Raw genomic sequence first — 15,581 nt, forward strand, 5'->3', positions numbered from 1 at the left:
CCATATTTTGCGCAGCGGTATGCCGGGATAACCGGCTTCGGACCTGCAGTGGGTTCTGTCTCAATATTGTTATTTTAGAATCCGCTGTTGATGATCTTCCAGTCGTCGGACTTGGATTTTCTTGCGATGCTGATGTAGCGGAAGGGGTTGCCGTCGCGGCGGTCGAGGTTGGTCAGGACCCGGTAGATGATGATATTTCCGGGGCCGTAATCGTCTTCGATTCCGCTGTTGTGATACTGTGGGTCGGAGGAATCGGCAGGGTAGATCTGGTCAACGCCTTCAAAAGAAGTTACTTCTTCTGTAAAATAATACTGGGCAAGTGCTTCGGTAGCATCCAGTTCCTCCTGGGTAAGAGCCTCCAGATAAGAGGTTCCGGAGACAGCGGTTTCATTGACAGATGCACTGCCGCTTGGAATCTGTCCGGCAAATTCGGAAGGAATCATGGAAAGAGCGTTGCGATCTGACTCGGAAAGGCTGTAATAGAAGTTCAGCCATTTTAACGTGTCATCGGAAAGCTCTTTTTTCTTTTTGAACACGCCCTGGAACTCTACGGTGTCATCAGACAGGAACAGTTCATAGGCACCAGATGCTTCATTGGTCAGGACAGCAGCCGCGCCATCAGCCAGAATGCAGTAAGGAGCGCCCAGGCAGTCAAAACTGGCTTCTTCATTCCGGGCAGGTTTTTGTCCGGCTGCCGCTATGGACTGAATGGTGCCGTCGGTGTGATCCGGCTGAATGAACACAGTGCGTCCTGCGTCATAATACATGGTATTGTTTAAAAAAATCATATCAGAGGGTTCCTGGTCTGCCTGCACGCTGGCAGCGGAGGTATCTGCGGTTTTTTCGGCAGTGTTTTTGGCTGCGCCGCAGCCGGTAACAGCCAGAGCTGTGGCCGACAGAGCCAGAAGAACTAGAAATTTGTGGTATTTTTGCATAATAATTCTCCCAAATTAATCGTTCTGTCATTATAGCAAGTATGGATCAAAAAAGCTTTAAGATATTTTTAATTTTGGATTACTTCTTAAAAAATGGTTCCTGCACATGCCAGGAATTGACGGGAAGTCCCAAATACGTTATTATGAAAAGATAATCATTCGGAGATATTGTGTTTTTGGGAGGTTTTTGGGTATGACAAAAGAAAAGACAAAGGGAAATCAGATCACGGAAGGAATCATCTGGCAGCAGCTGCTGTTCTTTTTCTTCCCGATTTTGTTTGGTACCTTTTTTCAGCAGCTCTATAATGCGGCCGATGCCATGATCGTGGGGCGGTTTGTGGGAAAAGAGGCACTTTCAGCGGTGGGAGGTTCCACCAGCATGCTGACGCAGCTGATTGTGGGCTTTTTCGTGGGTCTCTCATCCGGCGCGTCCGTGATCGTGTCCCAGTATTACGGGGCAAAACGGCCGGAGATGGTGGGCTATGCGGTCCACACGGCACTGATGTTCAGTATCATTTCCGGCGTCGTGATCATGTTTGCCGGTATCGGGCTGGCACCGTTTATGCTGGAGGCCATGGGAACGCCAGAGGATGTACTGGGGCTTTCCGTGATCTATCTGCGCATCTATTTTGCCGGTATCATTGCCAACCTGGTCTATAACGTAGGGGCGGCGATTTTGCGGGCAGTGGGAGATTCTAAGCGGCCGCTGTATTTTCTGGCGGCGAGCTGTCTGGTCAATATCGCGCTGGATATCCTGCTGGTCGTGTTCTGCCGTCTTGGGGTGGTGGGAGCAGCCCTTGCCACAATCCTTTCCCAGCTGTTTAGTGCGTTTCTGGTGGTGGCCTGCCTGATGCAGACAAAAGACATGCACCGCCTGGTTATCAAAGAACTCTGTCTGGACGGGCGGATGTTAAAGCGCATCATCCGCATTGGACTTCCGGCGGGGATGCAGTCGGTGATGTACGGCCTGTCCAATGTCATCATCCAGTCGGGAATCAATTCCCTTGGAACCAACACGGTAGCGGCCTGGGCTGCCTACAGCAAACTGGATTCCGTATTCTGGATGATGATCAATGCCTTTGGTATTTCCGTGACTACCTTTGTGGGACAGAATTACGGAGCGGGGAAGATGGTCCGCGTGCATCGCGGCGTGCGGACCTGCATGGTTATGACGATTCTGGCATCTCTTGGCATGTCGTTTCTCATTTACCGCTATGGAGTTTATGGGTATGAGCTGTTTACCACAGATCAGGATGTCATCACGATCGGCATTGCCATGATGCGTTATCTGGCACCTCTGTATGTGGAATATGTTGCCATCGAGATTCTGTCCGGTGCCCTGCGGGGCGTGGGAGACTGCTGGCGCCCTATGATCATCAGTCTGCTTGGTGTCTGCGTGCTGCGTGTGGGCTGGATTCTGATCGCGGTGCCGCTTAAACGGGATATTTACACGATCATGTTCAGCTATCCCCTGACCTGGGTTACTACAACAATGCTGTTTGTTATTTATTATCTGTTTTTTGGAAAACTGAAAATAGAAAAGGCGGGTAAAAAAGAAGCTGCAGGTGAGTAAAATCATCTGCAGCTTTTAAATTGGTCAGAACTTCTGCCTGTTCCTGCTTACATTTCCGGAACCGGGGTCGGTCTGGATTTGTCAAAGATATCCTCGGCACGGAACAGATCGTCTAATTTGCGGGGCCGGCCTTCTGCCTCCGCGGTGATATCTTTCCACATCCGGTAACCGTCGAGATTTCTGCGGCCCTGACGGAGATAGTCGTCGCCAAGCTGTACCCAGTACTGGCTGGAATCTACATTGCAGAAGTAGCGGAAACCGGCATTATAAAGATAACGGAACCGCTCGTTTTCCATGGTGTATGGATGCCAGTCACCTACGTCCGCGCCGAAGGGGAAGAGAATGATGTCGGTGGGACCGATCAGGGATTCTACTTCAGATTCCCATTTGTCCGTGTCGGACTGGAAACGGTCCCATTCCACGGTACCGAGATCCAGATGGCCCCAGCTGTGGGAGGCAAGTTCCCAGCCATTGTCACGCAGACACTGGGCTACCTCTGCGGCGGCCTGGCGGTCCTGCTCGTAGGTTTCGGAGCCGGTGTAGGCAGAAGAAGTGCGGTAGCCGAGAATGCCCTCGTAGCCGGTAAAGGCCAGAACCGCCCGTGCTCCCTTATAGGAAAAATCCGGATGATGTTCACAGAATTTTTCCAGGATCGGAACCAGGTCATAGTCTCCGGTAGTGACCGTGCCGTCGTCCAGAGTGATCTGGCAGGTGGGCTTGCCGTCCTCACCGATCACGAGGCGGTTTGCGAAGCCGTCTCCATCCATATAAGGATAATAGCAGAGATCATCCTGGGACATGACAAAAGGAATCTTGTCCGGCGGGAGCATGATATCTCCGGCTTTCATGACGGTGTTTCCGTTCTCGTCTGTGGTTTCGTAAGCCATATCGTGAAGCTTTACCAGGACATATCCCTTTTCATACATGGCTTCCAGGATCTTGTTGAATTCATCGATAGTGGTCATAACCTGATTGTAGCCGTTCTGGTCTGCGTCGCCGTCGAAAGCTTTGGATGGATCTGCAATCAGCGTGTGAAAGAATACGTGTGTGATCTTACTGATGGGGGTGCGGACCAGTGTGGCTTCTGCGGATTCATATTCGGCAATAGCGGAGATGACTTCCGGATCGGAGGCAAACTCTTCGGAACCCTTCAGCAGTTCTATGGCCGCGTCGTAATCATAGCCAGCAGCCAGCAGGTAGGCCTGGTGGAGCAGGTCCGCAGCCGGGGTGTCCGGCATGACGAAGCCGTCTCCCTCAGTGGGGGCTTCTGCTTCAGAACCATCTGCATCTGTGGAGATGACAATGCCGCCGGAGGTATCCGGAGTTTTGCCGTGATGCTGCTTCCTCAGAAAAAAAAGGCCGGTGCCAAGCGCGCCGATCAGTGCGATGCAGGCTGCGGCAGCCAGAAAACGGGGGAGCCTGGATGGGCGCCGCCTGCGGCTGTAGGACCTGCCGGAATAGTATTCATGCATATGTAAAACTCCCTTGATTTTTCGTTCCTGTTCTGGAATCCGCTATGGATTCCTCTAATCTCATCATAGCATAGAACCAGAAAAATAGCCATAGATTATAAGGAAAAGGTTGCGGTTTGCAGGCGGGGATCCTATGAAAAAAACGGTAATAGCTCTATGTGCCAGCTTACTGGTAAATCTGATAAACCCGGCGGGATTGAAAGCATGGGGCTGGACAGAGCTTGTGGTCAGTAATGGGAAAAAACAGGCGGAAATGATCCAGGCGGAGCAGACCGGGGAGAGGGACAGTCTGTCCGTGCAGGTGCAGGCTCCCTGCGCGGTTTTGATGGAGGCTTCTACCGGGCAGACCATTTATGAAAAGAATGCGGATGAGCGGCGAAGTCCGGCCAGCATCACCAAAATCATGACGCTGATTCTTATCTTTGATGCCATTGACGCGGGAAAAATCCGTTTGAGTGACGAGGTTGTGACCAGCGCCCATGCCAAATCCATGGGTGGATCCCAGGTGTTTCTGGAGGAAGGGGAGGTTCAGACGGTGGAGACTCTGATTAAGTGCATTGTCATTGCGTCTGGCAATGACGCGTCGGTAGCCATGGCAGAGTATATAGCCGGTTCGGAAGATGCCTTTGTCCAGATCATGAATGAGCGGGCGAAGGGACTGGGCATGACGGGAACACACTTTGTGGACTGCTGCGGCCTGACGGAATCACCGGAGCATCTTACCACAGCGCGGGATATTGCCATCATGTCCCGGGAACTGATTACAAAATATCCGCAGATCCATGCGTATTCCACAATCTGGATGGAGAACATTACCCATGTGACAAAACAGGGAACGAAGGAATTCGGGCTTTCCAATACCAATAAGCTTTTAAAAATGGCCACAAACTTTAAAGTGACCGGATTAAAAACCGGTTCCACCTCTCTGGCGAAGTACTGTCTGTCCGCAACAGCAGAGAAGGACGGTGTACGGCTGATTGCCGTGATTATGGCGGCGCCGGATTACAAGGCACGCTTTGCGGACGCCCAGACACTGTTAAATTATGGATACGCCAGCTGCCGTCTGTACGAAGACCAGGAAATGCCGGTGCTGCCGGAACTGGATGTGGCAGATGGTGTGGAGCCTTCTGTCACGCTTCAGTATGCGGGCGGATTTTCCTATCTGGGGCTTGGAGGGGAAGATTTTTCTTCCATAGAAAAGAAACTGCTGCTCCCGGAAACGATGCAGGCACCGGTGACAGAAGGAGAGAAGGCCGGGGTACTGCGTTATGAACTGAATGGCAAGGCGCTGGGCGAGGTAGATATTCTGACGGCAGACAGTGTGGAAAAGGCAGGCTTTTCTGATTATCTTTGTATGCTGTTTCGTGTCTGGAGCCTGGGAGTGCTGGAATAAAGATTATGGAAGGGGAAACGTCACGGAAGTATTTTCATACAATATAGGGATTAAGACAATTGCGGGAGGCTTTTAAAATGATGAAAAAACGATGGCGGATTCTGATTGCGGGCTGCCTTGCGTGCGCAGCGCTGTGTGGCTGTGCAAAGGAAAACTCCGGAGGGACACCTGTGACGATGTATGAGGTGGCCCATTCTATTTTTTACGCGCCACAGTATGCGGCAATTGAACTTGGCTATTTTAAAGAAGAGGGCATTGATCTGACTCTGGTAAACGGGGCCGGAGCGGATAAGGTCATGACGGCTATGCTGGCCGGAGACGCGGATATCGGCTTTATGGGATCGGAGGCCAGCATCTATACTTACGCCCAGGGCGCGGAGGATTATGCGGTCAACTTTGCGCAGCTGACTCAGCGCGCTGGAAACTTTCTGGTGGCACGGCAGCCGGATCTGGACTTTTCCTGGCAGAAATTAAGGGGGAGCCGGGTGCTTGGCGGTCGTGCCGGAGGTATGCCGCAGATGGTTTTTGAGTATATTTTAAAGAAGAATGGCATGGATCCAAAAACAGATCTGACCATTGACCAGAGCATTCAGTTTGGTCTGACCGCAGCAGCCTTTACCAGTGACCAGTCGGATTATACGGTGGAGTTTGAACCATTTGCCACCGGGCTGGAACTGGAGGGAAACGGATATGTGGTGGCATCTTTGGGGACGGACTCCGGATATGTACCTTATACTGCGTACTGCGCGAAACGGAGTTATCTGGCCATGCATCCGGATCTCATTCAGAAATTTACAAATGCGCTCCAAAAGGGCATGGATTATGTGAATTCCCATACGGCAGAGGAAATCGCAAAGACCATCCAGCCGCAATTTGCGGAAACTCCGCTGGAAAATATTACAAAGATTGTGAAACGGTATCAGGAACAGGATACCTGGAAAGAGAATCTTGTGTTTGAAAAATCCAGCTTTGAGCTTCTGGAAAACATTCTGGAGGAAGCCGGAGAGCTGCCGGAGCGGGTTCCTTATGAGGATCTGGTAACAACGGAATTCGCAGAGCAGGCAGGAAAGTAAAAAATACGCTGCAGTTTCATACGCTGAATCACGAAAATGTCCGTGACAAACGGACATTTTCGTGGTATGATGAGCAGAGATGATTCGGCTGCTGACGGCACAACGGGCAAATAGCAGCGCAATTTGTACGGGAGTAAAAAGCATGAACTATAATATGATCGTTCTGGATCTGGACGGAACTCTCACAAACAGGGATAAAGTAATCACGCCAAGAACAAAGCAGAGTCTGATGGAGGCTCAGAAGCGTGGAATCAAAGTAGTTCTGGCATCCGGCAGGCCAACCTATGGTGTTATGCCGCTGGCAGAAGAACTGGAACTGGAAAAATACGAGGGGTATATTTTATCTTTTAATGGCGGCATCATCATGGACTGCCGAACCCGGGAGGTTATTTTCAAAAAAGAGCTTCCGGTTGAGGCAAACAGAAAAATCCTGGATCTGGCAGAGAAAGAGCAGGTGGATATCCTCACCTACCAGGGTGCGCGCATTCTTACCAACAATCAGGACAATCCCTATGCGAAAATCGAGTCTGGAATCAATCACCTGAAATTAAAGCAGATAGAAGATTTAAAAGCATATCTGGATTTCCCGGTACCCAAGTTCCTCATGCTGGACGATGGAGACTATCTGGCCCTGGTGGAGGCACGGGTCAAAGCGGCGTTGGGAAAGAATTTCAGCGTCTACCGCTCAGAACCCTTCTTTCTGGAAATTTTACCGCGGGGCATTGACAAGGCCCAGTGTCTGGCACAGCTGTTAAAGCTTCTTGGCATGGAGCGTGAAGAGATGATTGCCTGCGGGGATGGATTCAATGACCTGTCCATGATTGAGTTCGCGGGACTCGGAGTAGCCATGGAAAACGCAGTACGCCCGGTGAGGAATGCGGCTGATTACGTAACTCTTTCCAATAACGATGACGGTGTGGCACATGTGGTGGAGAAATTTTGTCTTAACTATGGACTTTAAAAATTTAGTGTGGTAAACTGTTAAAAGTAAAAACCGCAGAACTTTGTATTTCAGGAAGGAATCATATAGAATGAATAAGAAGATTAAGACAGAGGCTGTAGACCATCTGTTCGAGGCCATTTTAACATTAAGAACTCCGGAAGAATGCTACATTTTTTTTGAGGATGTGTGCACGGTCAACGAGCTGTTATCCCTGTCCCAGCGCTATGAGGTAGCTAAAATGCTGCGTGAAAAGAGAACTTATCTGGAAATCGCGGACAAGACCGGCGCGTCCACCGCAACTATCAGCCGCGTGAACCGTTCCTTAAACTACGGCAATGATGGCTACGATATGGTTTTTGCAAGAATTGCGGAAAAGCAGGCGGCAGAATCTGATGCACAGAGTGATGAGGCGGAAGAAACACCGACAGAAGAATAGCACAAAAAAAGTGATGCCGTCCTGGCATCACTTTTTTGCTTTTCTGGTTTTCGGGTCAGGCGTGTTTTCCTCCCGGAGTTCATCAATGAGCATCTCGATCATGTGCTTTTTTAAATAGACATCAAAGGAAAGCTCACTGATAAAGGCAAACAGCTGTAAATATTCTTTGTCCTCACTGTCCGTGTCAGCGAAGGTCAGACGGCTGTCTTCAAACTTGGCACGGATGTCTTCTTTTAAGTTTTCCATCTGCAGAGCTTCCCGGGAGAACACTTCCTCGTAGATGCCGCTGAGATTCAGACCGTCTTCCGCATTAAAATGCGCCTCAGTGACCGGGCGGAACAGCTGCTCAATGTCGCCGATGGACAGCAGGTTTTTGTAGTAGTAAATAAACAGCAGCAGCAGGATGTGCTCCTTGCTGTATTTTTTGCGGACAGGAGCTGGGAGCAGACGGTTCTTGGCGTAGTTGTTGATCATGGTCTTGGTAAGAGCCTTGTCCTCCGGGCTGCGCTTGGTCTTTTTTAAATGCTCATCCACAAAGGAAGTCACCTGGTCCATATATAAATCCACTTCCGGGATCTTTTCGGTTTTGATATAAGAGATGGAGTCTAACCAGCTCAGGATATCGGATAGTCTTTCAGAATTGTTTTTCATGATGTCACCTCTTACACCTTATTATATAGTATTGAAAACCAGATGGCAAGAGGGAAAGGCTTAACCATGCGAAATAGTCCATATGGCTAAGCCTTTCTGATACTAAAATGATACTAAAAATTTAATTTTTCCAATTGGTCGGCCACTTCCCGGTGCTTGCTGGGATATAGGTGGCCGTAAATTTTGTTGACCATTTCCACGGTGTCCCCGATGCGCTCCGCAATCAGCAGGGGCGGAAATCCCATGTTGATCAGCAGGGAAACGTGACTGTGACGAAGATCATGCACCCTGATGCGCTTGATTCCGGCGGCAGCAGAACCCTTCTCAATGGCAGTGTAGAGCCGGGAGGGTGTGACCGTCTGAAAAATCCGTTCATCTGGATCCGGTTCGTAGATCTTTGCAAGCACGCCCTGGATTTCCTCCACCAGAAAGCCTGGAATTGGAATAGAGCGCTTGCTGTTTTCTGATTTCGGCGTTGTGATCGTGTCCACCTTATTGAATCGGTGGAAGGTGCCGCAAATGGTAATGGCTTTGCCTGCTGCATCAAAGTCTTTTACCGTCAAGGCCAGCAGCTCCCCGCACCGGATACCGGAATAGAAGAGCGTAAGGAATGCAGCACGCAGAATTGCGTCTTCCACGGTAGGAAGAAACGCTTTGAACTCGTCCAGGGTCCAGAAGTTTAAACCTCTGTGAACCTTTCCAACTGCTTTAACCAACCGGCAGGGGTTGGAATTCAAATTGTAGTAGCGCATGGCAAAGTTGAACATAGCGGACAAGTGGCAGTTCACCATATACTGGCTGTATTCGCCTAAGGCGGATGCCTTTAGTTCGCCCTGCCAGCTCCGGACGTCTGCCGGGGTGATCTCGCACAGCTTCCGGTCCTTCCAGAACGGAAGAATATGGTTGCGGATCATGGACAGGCGGCTCCTGCAGGTGGATTCCTTCGCGTGGGCTTTCAGATCGGCGGCATAGAGGTCGTATAAGGTCTGAAAGGTCATGTCTGGCTGGCCCTGCTGCCGCTCCAGAAACTGCCGTTCCCACTCCTTCGCCTCACGCTGCAGCTTGAAGCCGCGTTTCAGCTTCTGCTTTCTGGTTCCGGTGTAGTCGGTATAATACAGCTTCACGAACCAGGTCTTCGTTGTCTTGTCTTGATATACAGGCATGTGTTGCCCCTCCTTTGTTCCTGGCCGGGCTGGGGCGTCTGGGACAAACAGAGGATAATTGACAAATAAAAATGAATGACTTATAATACACTTAACAAGAGAGTCGAAAGCTAGAATACACCTAGCCGCCGGCAAAGCATAACTTCAAAAAATGGCGCCTTACTTTACCAGAGCGAGGGCGCTATTTTTTGTGTGTAAAATAAGCGACAAGAGTGATTACAGCACAAAGCATAATTACAAATTGAAATAAATCAGAGTATGTAACCATTGGCACCGGTCTCCTTCCGTATAACGTCCGGCGGCTGACATAATCGCCCCTTCGGCTCCCTGGGTAAGTGTATTATAATTTTCAATGTGCAGCAGGGGCGCTTTGGGCGCTCTGCACCTGGTGTAGGTATTTGACAAATAAAACGGAATGACTTATAATACACTTAACAGGAAAGCCGGAAGGGAGCCCTACCTCCCCGCCCCGGCGAAAAATCTAGTTATTAAAAAATAGCCGTCAGACTCGCCAAAGTTCAGGACGGCTATTTTTTATGCGTATATGTAAGAATTGCCACAATCAGCGATACAACAGATATTACAAGTTGTAATTTCTCATATGTGCTCATTGGCACCACCTCCGACAGGCTCGGAACGGGTGCAGCGCGTCCCCCGGCTCCCCGGTTAAGTGTATTATGTTGTCATGGTGCTATTTATTCTTTAGTGCTTTCATCTGGATCTATGTATTTCTTTATTTCTGTGAGTTCAGCAATTCGCTTGATGGCTTCTGAACGACCTTTGGCGTTCAGCTTTAGAAAATGGCTTATTAAGGTTTGAATTACTATAGGCCAGTTAAATCCCTCATTTTTCCATATTATCTTTCTCCAATCATCAAGCAGTTTGATTGATTCCTCGATTTTAGGGGCATTGTCTGCATTATATTTAACAAGATAAGCATCGTCGATATTGTTATTGATATTATATATAACTGTGTCAAGGTTTTTAGCAGTTTCTGAATCTAGTTCACCATACAACAATTTTGAGGGGGAAACATGAAATGCTTTAGCAATCTTTTCAACCGTTTTTAAATTCGGTTCACGTTTCCCATTTTCCCAGTTATAAATGGCATTTTGCGAAACGCCTATTGCATCAGCGAGTTCTTGTTGCGTCATAGCTGATTCAATTCGCAAATGTTTTATTCGGTCAGATAAGCCTGTCATAATAAGCCCTCCTTTAAATAGATAATAGCAGAATGGTGTTTTTGAGTCAACAAAAACATTGACAATATAGCAAGATGGTGTTAACATGTTAATAGTAAACACCAAAATGGTGTATAAACGGAGGTGATGGAAGTGAAAGTATCGAAAAATAAAATTGACCTTGCAAGAGCAAATCGTTGCATGACGGTTTCTGGTCTTGCGGAAGCCTACGGAGTAAGTCGCACACGTATGAACATGATCCTGAATCAGCGCGAAGTGACTGTCGTATGTGCTGGACGCCTTGCCCATGCACTTGGAGTAGATGTAACTGAAATTATCGAAGATTAAAAGACGGGCCGGGCTGGGGCGTCTGGGATGCACAGAGGGCATTAGAAAGGAGAATACCATGAAGCAGTATTTAACCGCTGCGGAAGTGGCGGAGACGGTTGGCGTATCTACTGCGAAGGCTTACGGCCTTATTCGTGAAATGAATGCGGAACTGAAAGCAGCAGGGTACATAACCATAGCCGGTAAAATCCCGGAGGGCTTTTTCGGAAAGAAATATTACGGCTATCAGCCGGGAGGCAGTGAGTGAGAAAAATAGAAGGAGGCTATGGTATTGTATCAAGAAGCGTTTTAACAAGCCCGGAAATTCCAGTGGAGTGTAAAGCCATATATGCGTTGTTGAGTGCATATGCAGGGGATGAGGTGGAGTGTTACCCAACTATTGAAACTATGCGGAAAGCATTAGGTATTACTGTAGAACGCCTGTATAAGTATTTGAATATCTTGATTTCAACGGGGATTGTCAAGCGCGTTGGAAGAAAAGGTGGAGTAAGGGGACCCGTAATTTACAAGATATGCGATGCAGAAAATCAACATTGTGGAAATTCTGTATTACAGGATTCCGGTATTACAGAAAATCCGTATTACAGAAAATCAACATTACGGGATTCCAGTATTACAGAAAATGGCGATTCCCGTATTACGGAAAACCAGCAAACAAATAATAACAATATTAATAATAACAACAATATAAATACTTCTGAGCAGACACCGAAGAACGGAACCGGAATTTTCATAATTTTGGAAGATGGAACCTTTTATGATGTGTTACCGGACAAGTTGACAATGTGGCAGCAGGCATATCCGGAACTTGATGTAGAACGTGAACTTTACCGTATGGCTTCCTGGTGTGATGCGAACCCCACGAAGCGAAAGACCCGTAGGGGGATAGAAAAGTTTATTAATGGCTGGCTGAACCGCAGCCAGAAGGACGGACAGCAGAACAGCAAGAAAGAGGAGGTGAGAAACGATGCAGGCGAAGCAGAAGAGAAGCAGCAATATCGTGTATCAAGTGGGAATGAGATTTATGAACGGCTCAAACGTGAAGGCGTTGTGTAATATATGCCACGGTACTGGATATGCAGTAGACAATATTATTGTATCTGATTATGATCCAGATACACCGGTTCAAATAGGAACTCCATGTCCAAAATGCAGAGGACGCGCAGATTTGGGAAATCCAGTTTTTCCGAGTATTTACAGCGAAGCGGATATGAGCAAGTTTGATTTTAATGAGTATGGTTGTAATGTGGATTCTGTAAGAGATATCGTAACAGGATTCTGGGAAAAATATCCGGAAATGGAAGAAAATAGAATTGGGTTGTACATATGGAGCAAGATAAAAGGGAGCGGTAAAACCTTCCTGGCCTGCTGCCTGGCGGGATCCATTCAAGCGAAATTCAGAAAGACAGTTAAGTTTGTATCGGCAGTAGAGTATCTGCAGGCGGTAAAGGAAAGTTTCAAACAAGGGCCGGAGGTGCCGAATCGGGTTTTCGGTTATATGAACTGTGACTTACTTGTGCTGGATGATCTTGGGAGCGAAAAACAGAGTGAATGGGCCGATCAGGAACTTTTCCGTTTGATTGATCACCGTGCAAATGAAGGAAAGCCTGTTATCATTACATCAAATGTTCCGATGGAGGCGTTGAAATGTGATGGTCGTATTTCAAGTCGGCTTGGAGATATGTGTGTTTCCGTAGCTATGCCGGAAATAAGCATACGGCAGAAAAAGGCTGAGGAAAAACACGAAAAAATTCTGCGAAAAATTTTAAGAGCCTAACAGCGGAAAGGAGAGACAGGTGGATAAAAAGTATAAGGGCAGCAGTTGCGAACTGGTAGACGCATATGTCATTCTGACCCGTCAGGGCGTTGTACTGGCCTCAGATGATGCGAAACTCACACCAGGCGAAGATAGAGAGTTGCGGGAGATGAATCTGAGATTGATTGACCGGTCAAAGAAAACGGATGTGGACGGAAACTTCCGTTCCTGGCTGCGTGCGCAGTCCGAAATGATCGTAACGGCCATTCAGGAAGGTTACACACAGGAGGAAGCATTAGAGATGCTGAAAATTTACCAGTTGGCCGAGATTAACAAGGGAAAATCTGGAAATGTATAAAGAAAAGCCCTATAGGATGTTGACGCATCTTATAGGGCGGGCATAGCCGGAGCTACTCAAAACCATTTACATAGTAGCACAGAACCGGCAGAAAGGGCAAGAATAATGGGAAAAATTTTAAATGAAAAACATCGTATCGCTACCACTGAGATGCCTGGAGAAGCAAATAACTTTCAGATTTGCTACAGCTCTGCCGATATTATTATCGTTAACAGCACTATGCCTTGTCAGGAGGAAATTGTAAGGCTGATGGTTACGTATCTGGAGCAGGAGGACGATGAAGTCCGGAAAGAACTGTATGAGGTTGTGACGAGTGAAATCTTGCTGGGGATTTTTCACGCACTTGCGCGTGTGGCGAGAGTTCGCCGCAAGCTGAACCGGTCTAAGTGTGCGTAAAATGATAAGATGCTGCCGATTGGGAAACGATCGGCAGCATGTGAAATAGATAATTTGCAAAAGTGAGGCGATTGGATTATAATATGTCTGTAAAGATTAGAATATCCTATGAGAAGCCACAGGAGCTTGATACAGTGCTCAAATTGCTCCGACCGATAGTTAAGGCGTATAAGGCAGAAAAGGGCAAGGACGGGCAATACAGACGGGCCTACGTGGATATAAAAACGGAGTGAATCACAGCATCTGCGGCGGTACATATGAATTTGCAGAAAACTGCGGATTTATGATTAATTTAGGCAAATTTCGCCTAATAGAAAAATAAAGATGGGATTTTATTTAGAAATTGGCATAGTGAAAGCAAGCAAAAAGAATATGTAGTACCCTGGGCATATGAACATGTTCGGAAGTCCTTTAAGGGCGTGGGAATGACAGAGAGCGAAGATATTCGTTGTCATTTCTTCGCCCTTTTTTGTTTTTCAATAAATTTTTTGGAGTAATAGCATTTGGTGGAAAATAGTAGGTAGAATTGTGGACAGTTGGAAAACGGACATAGGGAGGAAAATCATGCGCACACGCGATGCAAAACTATCTGATTATGATGTACCGAAAGAGGATGAAGCGAGGCTTGATGAATATTGCAAAAAGCTGGATTCAGATATTCGGTTCATTCTTTTTAGTTGTGCAATATCAAAAGCGCCAGGCATGGAATTAGTTATTTATGAAAGTCTGACGGCCAAGGATCCGAAAGAAGCCGGGTACTATAGCTTGCTTCGCCGCGGGCGTGATATTCCGGCTAAGACCGATGATTTTTACGGCTACCGCCGGAAGGTCAAAGCAGAGTTTTACCACAGGTTGAAATTGTATGATTTATGGTGAAAATCATAGAGGAGGAGCAACTTGCAATGAGAAAAATCACGCTTAAGCCCAAAGCATATTATACGCGGACAACCTTGAAAGTAAGTTTTATTTCTGTAAGATGGGACGAAAAAAATAAAGTTTTGGAGACTTTATTATCATTGGCTCATTATGAGCATGATAACACAAAGACCGCGGGTATGAAGCTTTTTTCTCGTAATGTAGAAACAATGGAGAGAATGCTACTGGATCATATAAGGCTGTATCCGGTTAAATGGGAAATGGAAGTTTTGATTCCAGATCCCGGCGAGCCGGGTATATTTCCGTGTTTGATAAAGGAGTGAGAATAGTATGGGCGGTTTTGGGAGCGGCGGCCACAATAAAAAGCATGAGCAGGTTGAAGAAAAAACAAGTGTTCGTGTAGATAGTTTCGCGGTATATAATTTTCTGCAGTATGACAAGTATATTCATTACAAAGAGAAAGTGGATATTCGCAGCGGCGGTACGGTTATTCGATATTATCCACAAAGCAGAGAAATGGAGATTCTGGAGAACCGTGCATTTTATCCGCTGGAGGTTTCAAGGGTAAAGAATATTGATGGAGTATCACAGCGCCTGTATTTTTATTGTCCATGCTGTGAGCGGCGTGTCCGGTATCTGTATCGTGACAGCCGGAAAGGTACATATCAGTGTAGGTTATGCTCGGGATTAAATTACAGGTCCCAACAGGTCAGCGGTCAAGAACAACTTCGCATGAAGATGGAGAATATTGTGGAGAAAAAAATGGGCTATTATGGATGGCATTATATCTGCGATTACATTGCGGACCTTTCTATTCCACCCAAGCCCGCGTATATGCGATATGAAAAGTATGAAAAGCTGGTGTCGGAATTAAAAAAGATGCAGAGAGATTATCGTACCGCTTGCATAAAAACTTTTACTGGATTTTGCAGTAAATATGGGTTTTGATTTATGAACTGTGTATTGTTGCTTATGTGAGAGAAAACCATAGAAATTTATATTACGCCCATTTTTTTAATAAACGAGG

General features: G+C 47.3%; 19 protein-coding genes. 14 read left to right on the top strand and 5 right to left on the bottom strand.

Annotated features, from left to right (window positions below):
- Positions 1-74: 74 nt before the first annotated feature.
- Positions 75-935, bottom strand: coding sequence for a hypothetical protein (locus DWY84_RS03630; RefSeq protein WP_118530920.1), 861 nt, complete (start codon positions 933-935; stop codon positions 75-77).
- Positions 936-1,128: 193 nt separating this feature from the next.
- On the opposite strand from DWY84_RS03630, the gene DWY84_RS03635 reads away from it, so the two are divergent.
- Positions 1,129-2,508 carry an MATE family efflux transporter gene (locus DWY84_RS03635; protein ID WP_118530921.1) on the top strand — a complete coding sequence of 460 codons (1,380 nt, stop codon included), beginning with the start codon at positions 1,129-1,131 and terminating at the stop codon, positions 2,506-2,508.
- A gap of 47 nt (positions 2,509-2,555) precedes the next feature.
- Here DWY84_RS03635 and DWY84_RS03640 read toward each other — a convergent pair whose 3' ends face one another.
- On the bottom strand, positions 2,556-3,980 hold the full coding sequence (locus DWY84_RS03640; protein WP_118530922.1) for a polysaccharide deacetylase: 1,425 nt from the start codon (positions 3,978-3,980) through the stop codon (positions 2,556-2,558).
- 253 nt (positions 3,981-4,233) lie between these two features.
- Between DWY84_RS03640 and DWY84_RS03645 the strand changes: the two genes are divergently transcribed.
- The 4 genes from DWY84_RS03645 (at position 4,234) to DWY84_RS03660 (ending at position 7,825) form a co-directional block, all read left to right on the top strand.
- Entirely contained in the window at positions 4,234-5,373 is a 1,140-nt protein-coding gene (locus DWY84_RS03645) for a D-alanyl-D-alanine carboxypeptidase family protein (protein WP_347560762.1), read from the top strand.
- A gap of 80 nt (positions 5,374-5,453) precedes the next feature.
- Positions 5,454-6,446 carry an ABC transporter substrate-binding protein gene (locus tag DWY84_RS03650; protein ID WP_118531093.1) on the top strand — a complete coding sequence of 331 codons (993 nt, stop codon included), beginning with the start codon at positions 5,454-5,456 and terminating at the stop codon, positions 6,444-6,446.
- 142 nt (positions 6,447-6,588) lie between these two features.
- Positions 6,589-7,407, top strand: a complete 819-nt coding sequence (locus DWY84_RS03655; RefSeq protein WP_118530924.1) for a Cof-type HAD-IIB family hydrolase — start codon at positions 6,589-6,591, stop codon at positions 7,405-7,407.
- Positions 7,408-7,477: 70 nt separating this feature from the next.
- Complete coding sequence (locus DWY84_RS03660; protein WP_118530926.1) at positions 7,478-7,825, top strand: YerC/YecD family TrpR-related protein; 348 nt, start codon at positions 7,478-7,480, stop codon at positions 7,823-7,825.
- A gap of 27 nt (positions 7,826-7,852) precedes the next feature.
- On the opposite strand, the gene DWY84_RS03665 is transcribed toward DWY84_RS03660, so the two are convergent.
- From DWY84_RS03665 to DWY84_RS03675, 3 genes are all read right to left on the bottom strand, one after another.
- Positions 7,853-8,476 carry a DUF1836 domain-containing protein gene (locus DWY84_RS03665; protein WP_118530927.1) on the bottom strand — a complete coding sequence of 208 codons (624 nt, stop codon included), beginning with the start codon at positions 8,474-8,476 and terminating at the stop codon, positions 7,853-7,855.
- Positions 8,477-8,589: 113 nt separating this feature from the next.
- Positions 8,590-9,639 carry a site-specific integrase gene (locus tag DWY84_RS03670; RefSeq protein WP_118530929.1) on the bottom strand — a complete coding sequence of 350 codons (1,050 nt, stop codon included), beginning with the start codon at positions 9,637-9,639 and terminating at the stop codon, positions 8,590-8,592.
- Between the two features lie 695 nt (positions 9,640-10,334).
- Positions 10,335-10,841, bottom strand: coding sequence for a helix-turn-helix transcriptional regulator (locus DWY84_RS03675; protein ID WP_118530930.1), 507 nt, complete (start codon positions 10,839-10,841; stop codon positions 10,335-10,337).
- Positions 10,842-10,967: 126 nt separating this feature from the next.
- On the opposite strand from DWY84_RS03675, the gene DWY84_RS03680 reads away from it, so the two are divergent.
- From DWY84_RS03680 to DWY84_RS03720, 9 genes are all read left to right on the top strand, one after another.
- A complete protein-coding gene (locus DWY84_RS03680; protein WP_243024738.1) occupies positions 10,968-11,168 on the top strand; it encodes a helix-turn-helix domain-containing protein in 201 nt (66 codons plus the stop codon).
- 58 nt (positions 11,169-11,226) lie between these two features.
- The gene (locus DWY84_RS03685) at positions 11,227-11,415 is read left to right on the top strand and encodes an ICEBs1 excisionase (protein ID WP_118530932.1); all 189 of its coding nucleotides are present in this window, start codon (positions 11,227-11,229) and stop codon (positions 11,413-11,415) included.
- Positions 11,412-12,224, top strand: coding sequence for a helix-turn-helix domain-containing protein (locus DWY84_RS03690; protein WP_118530933.1), 813 nt, complete (start codon positions 11,412-11,414; stop codon positions 12,222-12,224). Before DWY84_RS03685 ends, DWY84_RS03690 begins: the two co-directional genes overlap by 4 nt.
- The gene (locus DWY84_RS03695; protein ID WP_178716329.1) at positions 12,193-12,945 is read left to right on the top strand and encodes an ATP-binding protein; all 753 of its coding nucleotides are present in this window, start codon (positions 12,193-12,195) and stop codon (positions 12,943-12,945) included. The genes DWY84_RS03690 and DWY84_RS03695 overlap by 32 nt, the downstream gene beginning before the upstream one ends.
- A gap of 19 nt (positions 12,946-12,964) precedes the next feature.
- Positions 12,965-13,282 carry a hypothetical protein gene (locus tag DWY84_RS03700; protein ID WP_118530937.1) on the top strand — a complete coding sequence of 106 codons (318 nt, stop codon included), beginning with the start codon at positions 12,965-12,967 and terminating at the stop codon, positions 13,280-13,282.
- Between the two features lie 249 nt (positions 13,283-13,531).
- Positions 13,532-13,678: a hypothetical protein gene (locus DWY84_RS17345; protein WP_178716330.1), complete on the top strand. Its 147-nt coding sequence runs from the start codon at positions 13,532-13,534 to the stop codon at positions 13,676-13,678.
- Positions 13,679-14,242: 564 nt separating this feature from the next.
- Positions 14,243-14,554 (top strand): hypothetical protein, encoded by a 312-nt coding sequence (locus DWY84_RS03710; protein WP_118530941.1) that lies wholly within the window; start codon positions 14,243-14,245, stop codon positions 14,552-14,554.
- 26 nt (positions 14,555-14,580) lie between these two features.
- Positions 14,581-14,877: a hypothetical protein gene (locus DWY84_RS03715; RefSeq protein WP_147354265.1), complete on the top strand. Its 297-nt coding sequence runs from the start codon at positions 14,581-14,583 to the stop codon at positions 14,875-14,877.
- Positions 14,878-14,884: 7 nt separating this feature from the next.
- On the top strand, positions 14,885-15,502 hold the full coding sequence (locus DWY84_RS03720) for a hypothetical protein (RefSeq protein WP_118530945.1): 618 nt from the start codon (positions 14,885-14,887) through the stop codon (positions 15,500-15,502).
- The last annotated feature ends 79 nt before the right edge of the window (positions 15,503-15,581 follow it).

The organism is Clostridium sp. AF27-2AA (genome assembly GCF_003478505.1).
Classification (GTDB): Bacteria; Bacillota; Clostridia; order Lachnospirales; family Lachnospiraceae; genus Brotaphodocola.

What these genes read in the sequence shown, in the direction of transcription:
- DWY84_RS03720 (WP_118530945.1), top strand. Translation starts at nt 14,885, where the DNA reads ATGGGCGGTTTTGGGAGCGGCGGCCACAATAAAAAGCATGAGCAGGTT.
- DWY84_RS03685 (WP_118530932.1), top strand. Translation starts at nt 11,227, where the DNA reads ATGAAGCAGTATTTAACCGCTGCGGAAGTGGCGGAGACGGTTGGCGTA.
- DWY84_RS03645 (WP_347560762.1), top strand. Translation starts at nt 4,234, where the DNA reads ATGATCCAGGCGGAGCAGACCGGGGAGAGGGACAGTCTGTCCGTGCAG.
- DWY84_RS03680 (WP_243024738.1), top strand. Translation starts at nt 10,968, where the DNA reads ATGGAAGTGAAAGTATCGAAAAATAAAATTGACCTTGCAAGAGCAAAT.
- DWY84_RS03635 (WP_118530921.1), top strand. Translation starts at nt 1,129, where the DNA reads ATGACAAAAGAAAAGACAAAGGGAAATCAGATCACGGAAGGAATCATC.
- DWY84_RS03710 (WP_118530941.1), top strand. Translation starts at nt 14,243, where the DNA reads ATGCGCACACGCGATGCAAAACTATCTGATTATGATGTACCGAAAGAG.
- DWY84_RS03670 (WP_118530929.1), bottom strand. Translation starts at nt 9,639, where the DNA reads ATGCCTGTATATCAAGACAAGACAACGAAGACCTGGTTCGTGAAGCTG.
- DWY84_RS17345 (WP_178716330.1), top strand. Translation starts at nt 13,532, where the DNA reads ATGGTTACGTATCTGGAGCAGGAGGACGATGAAGTCCGGAAAGAACTG.
- DWY84_RS03665 (WP_118530927.1), bottom strand. Translation starts at nt 8,476, where the DNA reads ATGAAAAACAATTCTGAAAGACTATCCGATATCCTGAGCTGGTTAGAC.
- DWY84_RS03640 (WP_118530922.1), bottom strand. Translation starts at nt 3,980, where the DNA reads ATGCATGAATACTATTCCGGCAGGTCCTACAGCCGCAGGCGGCGCCCA.
- DWY84_RS03715 (WP_147354265.1), top strand. Translation starts at nt 14,581, where the DNA reads ATGAGAAAAATCACGCTTAAGCCCAAAGCATATTATACGCGGACAACC.
- DWY84_RS03655 (WP_118530924.1), top strand. Translation starts at nt 6,589, where the DNA reads ATGAACTATAATATGATCGTTCTGGATCTGGACGGAACTCTCACAAAC.
- DWY84_RS03660 (WP_118530926.1), top strand. Translation starts at nt 7,478, where the DNA reads ATGAATAAGAAGATTAAGACAGAGGCTGTAGACCATCTGTTCGAGGCC.
- DWY84_RS03630 (WP_118530920.1), bottom strand. Translation starts at nt 935, where the DNA reads ATGCAAAAATACCACAAATTTCTAGTTCTTCTGGCTCTGTCGGCCACA.
- DWY84_RS03695 (WP_178716329.1), top strand. Translation starts at nt 12,193, where the DNA reads ATGAACGGCTCAAACGTGAAGGCGTTGTGTAATATATGCCACGGTACT.
- DWY84_RS03675 (WP_118530930.1), bottom strand. Translation starts at nt 10,841, where the DNA reads ATGACAGGCTTATCTGACCGAATAAAACATTTGCGAATTGAATCAGCT.
- DWY84_RS03650 (WP_118531093.1), top strand. Translation starts at nt 5,454, where the DNA reads ATGAAAAAACGATGGCGGATTCTGATTGCGGGCTGCCTTGCGTGCGCA.